At 73.5% G+C, this 12,177-nt stretch carries 11 protein-coding genes; 8 read left to right on the top strand and 3 right to left on the bottom strand.

The window, feature by feature from the left end:
• Positions 1 to 330: 330 nt before the first annotated feature.
• From ABT122_RS22790 to leuE, 6 genes are all read left to right on the top strand, one after another.
• Positions 331 to 474: a hypothetical protein gene (locus ABT122_RS22790; RefSeq protein WP_351555183.1), complete on the top strand. Its 144-nt coding sequence runs from the start codon at positions 331 to 333 to the stop codon at positions 472 to 474.
• On the top strand, positions 471 to 2,111 hold the full coding sequence (locus tag ABT122_RS22785; protein ID WP_351555180.1) for a beta-N-acetylhexosaminidase: 1,641 nt from the start codon (positions 471 to 473) through the stop codon (positions 2,109 to 2,111). Before ABT122_RS22790 ends, ABT122_RS22785 begins: the two co-directional genes overlap by 4 nt.
• Before the next feature lie 389 nt (positions 2,112 to 2,500).
• On the top strand, positions 2,501 to 3,100 hold the full coding sequence (locus ABT122_RS22780) for a hypothetical protein (protein ID WP_351555177.1): 600 nt from the start codon (positions 2,501 to 2,503) through the stop codon (positions 3,098 to 3,100).
• A gap of 489 nt (positions 3,101 to 3,589) precedes the next feature.
• Positions 3,590 to 4,369 carry an RNA polymerase sigma factor gene (locus tag ABT122_RS22775; protein ID WP_351555174.1) on the top strand — a complete coding sequence of 260 codons (780 nt, stop codon included), beginning with the start codon at positions 3,590 to 3,592 and terminating at the stop codon, positions 4,367 to 4,369.
• Positions 4,369 to 5,463 carry a hypothetical protein gene (locus tag ABT122_RS22770; protein WP_351555171.1) on the top strand — a complete coding sequence of 365 codons (1,095 nt, stop codon included), beginning with the start codon at positions 4,369 to 4,371 and terminating at the stop codon, positions 5,461 to 5,463. The genes ABT122_RS22775 and ABT122_RS22770 overlap by 1 nt, the downstream gene beginning before the upstream one ends.
• Positions 5,464 to 5,802: 339 nt before the next feature.
• Positions 5,803 to 6,456 (top strand): leucine efflux protein LeuE, encoded by a 654-nt coding sequence (gene leuE / locus ABT122_RS22765; RefSeq protein ID WP_351555168.1) that lies wholly within the window; start codon positions 5,803 to 5,805, stop codon positions 6,454 to 6,456.
• A gap of 117 nt (positions 6,457 to 6,573) precedes the next feature.
• Here leuE and ABT122_RS22760 read toward each other — a convergent pair whose 3' ends face one another.
• The 3 genes from ABT122_RS22760 to ABT122_RS22750 form a co-directional block, all read right to left on the bottom strand.
• Positions 6,574 to 7,206 (bottom strand): CBS domain-containing protein, encoded by a 633-nt coding sequence (locus ABT122_RS22760; RefSeq protein ID WP_351555165.1) that lies wholly within the window; start codon positions 7,204 to 7,206, stop codon positions 6,574 to 6,576.
• 246 nt (positions 7,207 to 7,452) lie between these two features.
• The gene (locus ABT122_RS22755) at positions 7,453 to 8,853 is read right to left on the bottom strand and encodes an alpha-2,8-polysialyltransferase family protein (protein WP_351555162.1); all 1,401 of its coding nucleotides are present in this window, start codon (positions 8,851 to 8,853) and stop codon (positions 7,453 to 7,455) included.
• Positions 8,853 to 9,827: a glycosyltransferase family 2 protein gene (locus tag ABT122_RS22750; protein ID WP_351555159.1), complete on the bottom strand. Its 975-nt coding sequence runs from the start codon at positions 9,825 to 9,827 to the stop codon at positions 8,853 to 8,855. The genes ABT122_RS22755 and ABT122_RS22750 overlap by 1 nt, the downstream gene beginning before the upstream one ends.
• A gap of 187 nt (positions 9,828 to 10,014) precedes the next feature.
• Between ABT122_RS22750 and ABT122_RS22745 the strand changes: the two genes are divergently transcribed.
• The gene (locus tag ABT122_RS22745; RefSeq protein WP_351555156.1) at positions 10,015 to 11,337 is read left to right on the top strand and encodes a DUF6716 putative glycosyltransferase; all 1,323 of its coding nucleotides are present in this window, start codon (positions 10,015 to 10,017) and stop codon (positions 11,335 to 11,337) included.
• 17 nt (positions 11,338 to 11,354) lie between these two features.
• On the top strand, positions 11,355 to 12,177 hold an 823-nt coding region (locus ABT122_RS22740; protein WP_351555153.1), incomplete at its 3' end, for an acylneuraminate cytidylyltransferase family protein.

The raw sequence follows: 12,177 nt of genomic DNA, 5'->3' as shown, positions 1-12,177 counted from the left end.
CCACCGGCCCCGGCCATCGTAGCGACGACTTGTCGGTTCGTTCGCGCCGGGTCCTCAGGTGTGATCAAACAGGCAATCAAACAGCCTCGGACGGGCTATCGAAAAGCCCCTCGCGCGCCGGATGTCGCACCGGCCGCGCCGCCGGGCGGGCCGGCCGGGCCCGGGCCTGCCCGCCCGGTCCCTCCGCCGCCGCGGCGCGCTCACGACCGGTCTCCCGGCCGGATACGGCCGCCCCCGCGGCGCCGGTGCCGGGCCGCTCGCCCTCCCCGGGCGCGTGGCGCCCGGCGCCGCTCGGCTTGCGGGACGGCCGGGCCCGGTGAGGCTGGAGGGATGGACGGGTCGCATGGCGGCGGCGTGGGCGAGTGGCGGTCCGATGGATGCGCGATCTTCACCCGAACGGGAGATCCCCATGAATTGATGGGCGGCATGGGGCGATTCATCGGCATTCTTACCAATCTGGAGGTATTCGAGTGATACGGCACTCTTCTGGCGCTCGTCTCGCGGCCACGGCGCTCGCCGCGACCGCCGCGCTGTCCCTCTCGCTGAGCGGTTGCTCCGCCGGAGGCTCGGGCGAGTCGGGCGGATCGCCCGATTCCGGTCGGACGGAAGCGGGTGGCCGCGACCGGATACCCGGGACGGACGCCACCAGCCCGTCACCCTCCCGGACGTATCCCCTCTCCTCGGCGCCCGCGACCATCCCCGCCGTACGGACCCATGAGCCGGCCCGGGGCCCGGGCTGGCGGCCGGGGCCGGGCGCCGGGGTCGTGGTCGCCGAGGGCGCCGAGAGGCTCGACGACGAGGCCAGACTGCTCGCCGGGGAGCTGAGGATCGCCTTCCGGGGGGCGGTGCCGGCCCGCGCGGGCGATGTGGAACTGGCGCTCGCCCCGGCCGCCCCCGGCGGCGCCAAGGCCGACCCGGAGTCGTACACCCTGGTCACCTCCGGCGGCCGGGTGCGGATATCGGGCCCCGCCGAGGCCGGGGTCTTCTACGGCACCCGCACCCTCAAACAGGCGGTGCGCTCCGGCGGGGCGATGCCCGAGGGAACGGTGCGGGACGCGCCGGACCGGCCGCAGCGCGGACTGATGGTCGACATCGCCCGCAAGAGCTTCAGCGCCGGCTGGATCGAGGACCGGGTGCGGGAGATGGCCGATCTCAAGCTCAACCAGCTGGGCCTGCACTTCTCGGACGACCAGGGCTTCCGGATCGCCTCGGACACCCACCCGCGGATCGTCTCCCGCGAACATCTGACCAAGGCCCAGGTCCGGCGGATTCTGAAGCTGGCCGCCTCGCTCCACATCACCGTCATCCCCGAGATCGACTCCCCGGGCCATCTCGGCGCGGTGCTCGCCCAGTACCCCGAGCTGAAGCTGAAGGACACGGCGGGCCGGGTCGTGCCCGGCGCGATCGACATCGGGAACCCCGCGTCGGGCCGGCTGGTGGACGGGCTGCTGAAGGAGTACGCCGAGCTGTTCGACGGCGCCTACTGGAACCTCGGCGGCGACGAGTACCAGGCGCTCACCCGGCGGGACCCGGAGGCGTCCTTCCCCTCCCTCGCCGCCCTCGCCCGCGAGGAGTACGGACCCGAGGGCCGCATCCAGGACCTGGCGAGCGCCTGGGTGAACGACCGCGCCGCGGTGCTGCGCCCGGACGGCCGCACGCTCCAGGCGTGGAACGACGGCTACTTCCGGGGCGGCCGGGTCGGTGTCGACCAGGACATCCAGGTCCAGTACTGGACGGGCAAGGAGATCGGCGCGCGCCCGCCGCTGGAGTATCTGGACGAGGGCCGGCCGGTGATCAATCTCAACGACGAGTACCTCTACTACGTCCTCGGCGAGCCCAACGAGTTCACCTATCCGACCGGGCAGCGGATCTACGAGCAGTGGACCCCGCTGGTGCTGCGCGGCACCCGGCCGGTGCCGGAGAAGTACTCGGACCAGATCCTGGGCGCCCGGTTCGCCATCTGGTGCGACCTGGCCCAGGCGCAGACCCCGGAACGGATCGCCGAGGGCATCGCGCTGCCGCTGGCGGCGACGGCCCAGAAAGTCTGGGACCCGCGCACCCCGGAGCGGGGCTGGCCGGAGTTCCGCGCCCTGGCCGGGCAGCTGGACTGAGCGCCCGCTGCCTGCCGCCGGCTGCCCGCTTTCCGCTGCCGGTCGCCTGCCGCCGGTTGCCCGCCGCCCCGTCCGGGGCAGGGGGGCGCGGTGCGAGTCCGCCCGGGGGTGTGCGGACTCGCACCGCTGGTCCCGGAGGTCCGGCGGGGGCGCGGGGGCGCTCCTCGGCCGGCTCCGAGTGGGCAGAATGTAACAGATATGTGGCGCAAATGTGTGTGGTTAGCACGCACTTGATGGATTAAGGCGCAGGGCGGGCAACTCCCCCCAGCTCCGTGGAACCCATGGCGGCCGGGGTGCGGAAGGGGGTACTTTGCGCCAAGCGGCCCGAAAACCGCGCCGCTGGACGCGTCCTCCGGATTCTGCGGGCGCGTACGGGAGGGGAGGCGTCCATGACGTCGAAGAGGTCCAAGAGTCTGAGGGAACTGATCGCCGCGGCGGACGAGCGGGGTCTGGCGGCGAGCGGTGTGGCCTGTCTGGAGCGCTGTCTGCCTCCGCTGGAGGACGGGTCCGGCGCGCTGGCACCCCTGTGGACCGGCCTGGCGAAGGGCACGGACGGCTGGTCCGGTTCGCTGGCCCGGTGCAGGGAGGCGATGGCGGACGCGGACACGGACACCGGGGACGAGGCCGTCGCCCTCGTCCAGCAGATGCTGGACGCGGCGCCCGCCGCGTGGGAGACGGGCCCCTTGCGCGAGTGGGCCGACGACTGCTCGGTCGCGGCCCTCGAACTCCACCACCGGCTCGACGCGGGCCTCGGCGAGACGGAGCCGTCCGCCGCCGCCGTCGTCGAGGTGCTCAAGGGCTGCCGCGAGGGCGAGCCCACCGGGGCCGGTCCGCTGGTCACGGGCGAGCTGCGGCGCCAGCTGCGGGTGCTGGAGATCCTCGCCGCGGGGGAGGGCGGGGCGGGGCTCCGCCAGGTGCTGCGGGTCTCGACCGAGGGGCAGCGGGTGCTGCGCGCGGTGGTGTCGCGGCGGGCCCGTGTCCAGGGCTGAGCCGGTCCGGGCCGATCCGGTCCGAGCCGATCCGGTCCGAGCCGATCCGGTGATCCCCCGCTGATCCGATGCCCCGGTAGGGCCGTGGGCCGGGCCGTGGGCCGGGGCGGGGTCCGCCCGGTACGGGACGTGCCGGGGGCCCGGCCCCGGGGAGCGGATCACGGCCCCGGACCGCCCAGAACCGGCCAACGCGTGGTGATCCACGGGGGCCCGGGTTTACCGGGCGCGAGCCGTGGCAGATGGAAGGACGACCGGATGCCGCCACCCCCCACAGGAGAGGCACCGGTCGTCCTTCGACGGGGTCGCGTCGCGTCCCCGTACTTCACTCAGCGCCGGGCAGGCGATTTCTGTCACACCCAACTGAGTCCTCATTTTGTTGCAAGTTGTACAAACCATGGACGCGGCGACTGGGGACGCCGTAGCGTGCAGATGCGCGCCCGGTGGCGCGAGCAGTGGTGACCAGCTGCGATTCGGAAACAGGTTGAGGTAGTGCTGGGGGACGACGCGGAGCTGACCGCCGCGGTGCTCGCGGCGCAGGGCGGGGACGAGAGCGCCTTCCGTACTGTGTACCGCGCCGTGCATCCGCGACTGCTCGGCTATGTACGGACTCTCGTGGGCGAGCCGGACGCCGAGGACGTGACATCCGAGGCATGGCTCCAGATAGCCCGCGATCTGGACCGCTTCAGCGGCGACGCGGACCGGTTCCGGGGCTGGGCCGCGCGCATAGCCCGCAACCGGGCGCTCGACCATGTGCGGATGCGGGGCCGCCGCCCCGCCGTCGGCGGCGACGAGACCGAGCTGACCGGCAGACCCGCCGCCTCGGACACCGCCGACGAGGCGATGGAGGCCCTCGCCACCGGCAGCACCATGGCGCTCATCGCCCAGCTGCCGCAGGACCAGGCCGAGGCCGTCGTGCTCCGCGTCGTGGTCGGACTCGACGCGAAGAGCGCCGCGCAGACCCTGGGCAAACGCCCCGGAGCCGTCCGCACCGCCGCCCACCGGGGGCTCAAGCGACTGGCCGAACTGCTCGGTGCGCATGCCGACTACGGCGGCGGCCAGGACCCCCGGGCGAGAGCGGAATACGTCGATCCGGTCCCGAGAGCGTACGGTGCGGACGGTGTCGGCACCGATGACAGGGGCGTGAGCGCCGGTCCCGCCGACCGTGATACGGATCTCCAGGGTGTGCCTCCGCAGCGCGTGTCACGGGCGGGTGCCACAGCGCCCGCCGGTGTGACGCATACACGGCTGAGGACGCAGAAGGACATGTGATGGCCGACGAGCGGTACGAGTGGCTTGACAAGGACACAGCGGAACGGTTGTTGCGCGGTGAACCCGTCGAAGCGCCCGAGGGCGAAGCCCGTACCCAGGCCGCTCGGCTGAACCGGGCCCTGCGCTCGGTGGACAGGCCGCGACTCCCCCTCCACCCCGAGGGCGGCGACATGCAGGGAGAGGCCGCCGCGACCGCCGCCTTCCGCAAGGCGCGGGCGGACCCGGGCCCCCGCACGGCCGGAGGGGACCACCCGGCACCGGCGGAGGGCGTGAGCCTCGGCATCGTACGGCTCACTCCGTCACCGCGTTCCCACCGCGCCCGGCGCCGGCTGCTGCGTCCGGTACGCCTCGGTCTGGTCGCCGCGGTCGCCGGATTCGCCTTCGGCGGGGTGGCGGTGGCGGCGGGTTCCGGACTGCTGCCCTCCCCGTTCGACAGGAGCCCGGCCGGAGCCGGGGTTCCCGGGGGCGAGGCCGGGTTCGCCATCGGTGAGCCGCCCTCCCCGCCGCCCCGATCGGCACCGCCCGCGTCCCCTCCCGCCGTGCCGCCGTCGGTGCCCCCGAGGGTGAACGGCGCGCCCGGCACCGAGACCCCGGCACCTTCCGGACCCGGGACCCGGCCACCGGGGGACACCGGCGACGACCGGGACCGCGACGCGGACGGTGACGGCGACGGTGACGCGGATGGTGACGGTGACGCGGACCGGGACGAGGCCGACCGGGACGGGTGGACCGGCGAGTGGGGCGAGGGCAAGCGCCACCGGCTGAAGGCCGCGTGCCGTGAACACCGGGCCGGCACCCTCGACCCCGGGCGCCAGCGGCGCCTGGAGCGGATCGCCGGGGGCCCCGACGGGGTGGACGCGTTCTGCGCCCGGATGCTCGACGACGGGAAGAACGGGAAGAAGCGGAACCCGGGCGATGACGAGGACCGGGCGGAGAAGAGCGGCCACCGGGACGACCCGAGCGACCAGGGCGGCGGGGGCGGCGGGAGCGAGGGCGGGAAGGACCGGGAGGGCCGGGAGGGCGGCGGCGGCTTCGGGGCCGGGGGCCCCGGCGGGGATTCGGGGCGCGGCACCACACCGTCCGGCCTTCGATAGCCCGTGCGCACACCCTCCTGAGCAGCGATTTCCCCGTTCCTCACGGCCGGGTGTGACATTTCTGAGAGGTACGGCGCAGTAAGAAGTGAGCCGACTGGTCATCGGCGGCGCCAGAAGCCGGGGTTCCCCCCGTACCTGCGGCTGGGCGCATCGGCGCGGGCGGGACACGTTCCCCCGGTCCCGCTCGCGCCACCCCTCTCTCCGCTCCGACCCCTCCCTGAGCCGCCGACGGCGCGCCGCGCGGGGTGTGGGGCGTCCAGGTCCCCGCGGACGCGCACGCGACTCCTGTGGCACAGAACACAAGAGGGAGTGTCGTACCCGTGTGCGACACTCCCTTTCATGCTGGGTGTCACCGATTTGCCGACGTATCTGGCGGGGCTCGTACTGATCGTTCTGCTGCCCGGACCGAATTCGCTCTATGTGCTCTCGGTCGCGGCCCGGCGCGGCACCCGCAAGGGATACACCGCCGCCGCCGGCGTCTGGTTCGGGGACATGGTGCTGATGGTGCTGTCGGCCGCCGGTGTCGCCTCCCTGCTCCAGGCCAATGAGCTGTTCTTCGGGATCGTGAAGTTCCTGGGCGCCGGGTATCTGGTCTGGCTGGCGATAGGGATGCTGCGCGCTGCCTGGGCGATGTGGCGGGCCAGGAACGAGCCCCCCGCCGAGGCCCCGGCCGCCGACGCGGCGACCACCGAGCGCCCGTTCCGCCGGGCGACGGTGATCAGTCTGCTCAACCCGAAGGCGATCCTCTTCTTCGTCGCGTTCTTCGTGCAGTTCGTGGACCCGGAGTACGCCTATCCGGCGCTCTCCTTCGCCCTGCTCGGGGGCCTGCTCCAGATAGCGAGCGTTCTCTATCTGAGCCTGCTGATCTTCACCGGCACCCATCTGGCCGCCGCCTTCCGCCGCCGCAGGCGGCTGACCGCCGGGGCGAACTCGGCGGCGGGCGCGCTCTTCCTGGGGTTCGCGGCGAAGCTCTCCTTCGGCAGCGCGGTCTGAGACCCCGCCCCGCTCACCGATCCGGCCCGAGATCCGGCCCCGCTCACCGATCCGGCCCGAGATCCGGCCCCGCTCACCGATCCGGCCCGAGATCCGGCCCGGTCCGGAAGAAACCCCCTAGGACCGCTCGGCGCCGGGTGCCGCACCCTCCGGGGCGGTGTCGTCGTGCCGGTAGTCCAGCCGGTCGACCACCTCCACCACGCCGTCGACGCTCTCGCAGAGCCGCACGAACACCGGCAGCACGCTGCGGTGATCCACCGTCCCGCTGAGCGTGACCCGGCCGTCCGCGACATCCACCGTCAGGGCGGACGGGGAGAGCCCCAGAGTCCGGGTGAGGACATCCTCCAGGATCTCCTCCTGGATCGCCCGGTCCCGGCGGAGGAAGAGCTGGAGCAGATCGCTCCGGCTCACCACCCCGGTCAGCCGGCCCGAGCCGTCCACCACCGGCAGCCGCTTGATCCGGTACTCCTCCATCACCCGCGCCGCGCGCACCACGCTCCACTGCGGCTCGGCGACGATCGCCGGGCTCGACATCAGCCCCTCCGCGGTGCTCGCGGTCGTCCGGGAGGTCTGTCTGCGGAGCAGATCCGCCTCGGAGACCACCCCGACCGGCCGCTCGTCCTCGTCGACCACCGGGACGGCCGTGATGCCGTACTCGTCCAGCAGCCGCGCGATCTCCTTGAACGCCGTCCCGCGCTGCACACTCACGGCGGTGGGCGTCATCAGGTCGGCGACCCTGCGGTGCCTCATGGCTCGCCAGCCCCTTCCAAAAGTCCTGCTCGGAATGGTATGCCCACAAGAGTGTCGAGTGCGGCATCCCTCCGCCCAGAGGCCTTGGACCCCACTTCGGGTGGAGCGGGCGGTGCCGGGGCCGGGGCTGTTCCGGCCGCAACCTCCGGCGGCCGTCCCGGAGCCCTCCCGGCCGGTCTGCGGCGGGGGCTTCCACGGGACATTGGACGGCGCCCGGCCTCTTTACGGGAGACGGGCGCCGCCGGATCAGCGTAGTGCCGCTCGCCGCAGGCGGCGAGCCCTGCGCACGACTTTTCTCAGCGCGGCGCCCCGGGGGACCGGCAGCCCTCCGGGCAGACCCAGCGCGGTGAGCCGCCGCCGTTTGAAGTACCGCAGCACACGGTCGTCTGGACGGGCCGCGAGAAACGCCTCCGCGTCCGCGCGCAGATCCGGTCTGATCCCCGACTGCATCGCGAAGCCGACCGCCCTCACCAGCCCGGCCAGTTCGCCCGGTCCGGCGGCGACACCCGCCCCGTGCTCGTCCAGGATCTCCGGGACCACGGCGTCCACGATCGTCAGCGGTATCCGGTTGCTGTTCTGGTACGGGGTCAGCCGGTCCAGCAGCGGTTCGGTGCCCACCCGGGCCACCGGGATGCCGTAGAAGGTCCCCGCCGTCAGCAGCGCCGTCGAGAAGCAGCCCACCACCAGCGACGGCCGCGTCCGCCGGTAGACCACCTCCGCCAGCAAGGGGCTCTCCAGCACCGTCAGTTCCGCGCCCAGCGCCCCGGCCTCCTCCACCAGCGCCCGGGTCCAGGACGCGGGAGCCGTCGGGTGGGGCTTGAAGACGATCCGGCGGTGGCCCCGGGCGGTGGCCCCGCGCACCATCCGCAGATGCAGCTCCTCCTCCTCCTCGGGGGTGAGGATGCCCAGCGCGGCCAGATACTGCCCCAGCAGCAGCGCGGGCCCCTCCGGGTCCGCCGTCCGTTCTGTCTCCGATGTCTCCGATGTCTCCGCCGGCTGTGCCTTCTGTGCCTTGTGTGCCGTCTCTCCCGACTCCCGCGGCCCGACCGCGTCCGACAGTTCCGCGATCACCTTGACGAAGGCCTCCGCCGGCACCACCTCCGGCCGCGCCCCGAACTCCTGGAGCAGCAGCGGTTCGAGCCCCGGCACCAGATCGAGATGGAGCAGCCGCCGCACCCGCTCGCCCACCAGCGGATCGATCCTGTTGCGGGTGGGGCCGTAACTCATCAGCCCGTCCGCGTACACATCCACCGGCGCGTCCGGGAACACCTGCGCGACCGTCAGCGCCGGGGCGACCTGGATCGACTCCACGGCCAGCTCGACCCGGTCCGCACCGAGCCCCCAGAGCAGCCGCAGATACCGCTCCCACAGGGGCAGATCGTCCCGGCGCGGCGACCAGCCGCCGGGATGGAAGGGGGCGATGGCCTCGTTCCACGACACCACCCCGTCGAACCGGTCCCGCAGCCGCTCGAAACCGGGCATCTCGTCCAGGGCCGGAGAGGTCTCCGGGGTCTGCGCGTTGTTGGCGACCAGCAGCAGCCGCCGGCCGGCCGCCGCGAAGGCGCCGCTGTCGAGCGCCGCCGCCAGCGTCGCGGCCCCGTACAGCGAGGACGCGTAGAAGATCTGGGTGACCCGCGCCGTACGCATCAGAGCCCCGCCTCCGCCGTGTGCCGGCGGCGGAGCCTGCGCAGCCGCGACGCCCGTTCGGTGTCCATGGAATCCAGTACGTCCCGCAGAACGTCCTGCGGCATGCGCCGCAGCGCCGCCGCGCTCATCGTCCGCAAGGCCCGTGCCACCGCCGGTTCGAATCGTTCCACCGAGTTCAGATGGTGCGCGATGACCGCGCAGTAGGTGCGCACCGCTTTCGGCAGCAGCTGCGCGGAATTCCGGTCCAGGGCCGTCTCCTCCAGCACCTGGTCGAACGCGCGAATGAAATCGAGCTGCCGGATGTCACCGATCTGGGTCAGGGACGTGGCCACCCCGCGCCGGTAGAAGATCCCGAGCAGGCTGATGACGGCGAAGGATTCCGCGTCCCGGTGCAGCCGCCAGATCCAGGGCCGGTCCTCGGCCGTCCGCAGCCCGTCCGTGAAACGCAGCATCCCCCGGTCGAGGAGCCGCCGGTGGTACATCCCCGCCCAGGCGAACGGGTAGTCCACCGCCGTCGACCGGTCGGCGGGCAGGATCACCTCGCGCGGGCTCAGCACCACGCCGCGCCGGCCGACCGGGGCCCGGCGGACCGTGCGGGACCTGGCCGTGCACTGCACATGGTCGGTGCGGACGAAGTCGCAGCCCAGTTCCTCCTGGGCGGCGAGCAGCCGGTCGAAGTGACCGGGCGCGAGCCAGTCGTCGCCGTCCAGGAAGGCGAGATACTCCCCGGCCGCCGCGTCGAGCCCGGCGTTGCGCGCGGTCGCGAGCCCGCCGTTGCGCTCCTGCCGGATCAGCCGGGCCCCGGGGATCTCGCGCTCCGCGCGCTCCAGGATCTCCGCTGTCCCATCGGTCGAACAGTCGTCGACCAGCAGGAATTCATAATCGTCCCGGGTATTCGACCGAAGACTTCTGAGGGTGTCGGGCGCATATGTCCGCACATTGAAGAACGGCACGATGACGGAGAGCTTGACCACCCGGGTGAGATTAGATCGCCGTCCGGCATTCGCGCTGACCACTGTGCGGACAGCGGGTGAACGGCGGGCGACGAAGATGTTCACTTCCGGGTGCCCCGGCGGCACTCCCCATTCGTAGGCGCGCTGTTAACCCGCTGTTGCGATCGCGTTGGGCCGTCAAACCGAATGGCTTTCTAGCGTCCTCGATGTGCCATCACCTACCAGCGGCGCCCTGCGCACAGCGGTAATCGCCGATTCCGACACCCGGTGGAAATGGGGCGCGCTCACCGCCCGCCGTATCGCCCCCGGACCCGTCCGGCTCACCGGCTTTCTGCTGCGCGGACGGGCCACCCCCACACCCCGTCAGCTCGCCGAGGTCGGCGCGGACGCGGACGCGATCCACGAGGTGACCGCGGCCGGCTTCCTGCGGGCCTGCGCCGACGGCGACGAGCCGTACGACGTGATCGTGCTCGCCCTCGTCGGCGGCGGGGTCCAGGCGCTGCTGCACGGGCTCGCCGCGCTGAAGCGGGAGCGCCGGCCGGTCGTCGTCACCGGCTATGTCGGAGTCGTCTACGAGAAGCTCGCCGACGGACTGCTGCTGCGGCACGGCGCGGATCTCGTCCTCGCCAACTCCCGCCAGGACGCCGAGCGGTTCCGCGCGGTGTACGAGGGCATCGGAGCGGACCCCTCCGCCGTCACCGAGGCCGCGCTGCCCTTCCTCGGCGGTACGCCCCACCGGCCCGAGGCCGGGCGCGACACCCTCGTCTTCGCGGCCCAGCCGTCCGTCCCGGTCACCCGCGCCGACCGCGCCCATCTGCTGGACCGGCTCGTCGGCCACGCCCGGCTCCACCCGGGCCGCGAGGTGCTGCTGAAGCTGCGCTCCCGGCCCGGCGAGCACACCACCCACCTCGAAGAACTCCCCTATCAGCGGCTCGCGGCGAAGCTGCCGGGCGGACTCCCGCCCAACCTCCGGCTGGTGTACGGGCACATGGGCGAGGTCCTCGACCGGACCGATCTGCTGGTCACCGTCTCGTCCACGGCGGCGCTGGAGTCGCTGCACCGGGGCATCCCCACGGCGATCCTCACGGACCTCGGGGTGCGCGAGACCCTCGGCAACCACCACTTCCTCGGCTCGGGGCTGCTGACCTCCTTCGACCGCATCGACGCCGGCCACCGGCCGGTACCCGACCCGCGCTGGCTCGCCGCGCAGGGGGTCGCGGCGGACGGCACCTACGCGAGGGCCTTCGACACGGCCCGTGACCGGGTCGCCGGGCTGCTCGCCCTGGACCGGCTGCCGCCCATCGCCCCGTACTACACCCCCACCACCGCGCCCGGCTATCTGCCCGGCATCCTCGCCCGCCACCACCTCGCCCCCGACGGAACGCCGTCGGCGGGCACGGCGGCGGAGCGGCCGGAGCCGAGCGGTGTACGGAGGGTGGTGCGCGACGCCGTCCAGGGGGCGGCGCGCGGGGCGTACCGGCACGGGGTGCAGCGGGTGGCACCCGTGATCCGACGGGTGGGACAACTGTGACAAGGGAGCAGCAGCCGATGACCGTTCTCGCCGTGATCCCCGCCCGGGGCGGGTCCAAGGGAGTGCCGGGGAAGAACCTCGCGCGGGTGGGGGGTGTGCCGCTGGTGGTCCGGGCGGTGCGGGAGAGCCTCGCCGCCCGGCGGGTCACCGATGTGGTGGTCTCCACCGACGACCCGGACATAGCGGCGGCGGCGCGGGACGCGGGCGCGGGGGTGGTGGTGCGGCCGGCGGAGATAGCGGGGGACACGGCGACGAGCGAGGCGGCGGTGCTGCACGCGCTGGACGCCTTCGAGGAATCGAGTGGGCGCAGGGTGGGGGTGGTGGTGCTGGTGCAGTGCACCAGTCCCTTTCTCACCCGGGGGGATGTGGACGGGGTGGCCGCGGCGGTGCTGGACGATGGCGCGGACACGGCGGTGACGGTGTCCCCCTTCCACGGCTTCCTCTGGCGCCCCCACCCCGCCGGCCCCTCTCAGCCCCCGGCCCACCCCGGACCCGCCGCCCCCTCTCAGCCCGCCGAGCCCCCTCAGCCCGCGGCCCACCCCGGGCCCGCCGAGCCCTCTCAGCCCGCGGCCCACCCCGGGCCTGCCGGGCAGGCCCACCCCGGGCCTGCCGAGCCCTCTCAGCCCCCGGCCCACCCCGGGCCCGCCGGGCAGCCCCAGCTGGTGGCCCACCCCCGCCCTGCCGCCCCCTCTCAGCCCGCCGAGCCCCCTCAGCCCGTCCGGCGTTTGAGGACGGACCCTGTGCCACAGGACCCCGCACAGTGCGGGCCCGGGTCGGGGGCCAGCCCCCGAACCCCCGCTCCTCAATCGCCGGAGGGGCTGGGTGGTGCGGCTCAATGGC

Source organism: Streptomyces sp. NPDC001985 (genome assembly GCF_040296845.1).
Lineage (GTDB): Bacteria > Actinomycetota > Actinomycetes > Streptomycetales > Streptomycetaceae > Streptomyces.
This window is presented reverse-complemented; position numbering and strand designations above follow the sequence as displayed.

Coding starts and splice junctions, on each gene's coding strand:
- ABT122_RS22770 (WP_351555171.1), top strand. CDS start 4,369: ATGGCCGACGAGCGGTACGAGTGGCTTGACAAGGACACAGCGGAACGG.
- ABT122_RS22790 (WP_351555183.1), top strand. CDS start 331: ATGGACGGGTCGCATGGCGGCGGCGTGGGCGAGTGGCGGTCCGATGGA.
- ABT122_RS22755 (WP_351555162.1), bottom strand. CDS start 8,853: ATGCGTACGGCGCGGGTCACCCAGATCTTCTACGCGTCCTCGCTGTAC.
- ABT122_RS22780 (WP_351555177.1), top strand. CDS start 2,501: ATGACGTCGAAGAGGTCCAAGAGTCTGAGGGAACTGATCGCCGCGGCG.
- ABT122_RS22760 (WP_351555165.1), bottom strand. CDS start 7,206: ATGAGGCACCGCAGGGTCGCCGACCTGATGACGCCCACCGCCGTGAGT.
- leuE (WP_351555168.1), top strand. CDS start 5,803: ATGCTGGGTGTCACCGATTTGCCGACGTATCTGGCGGGGCTCGTACTG.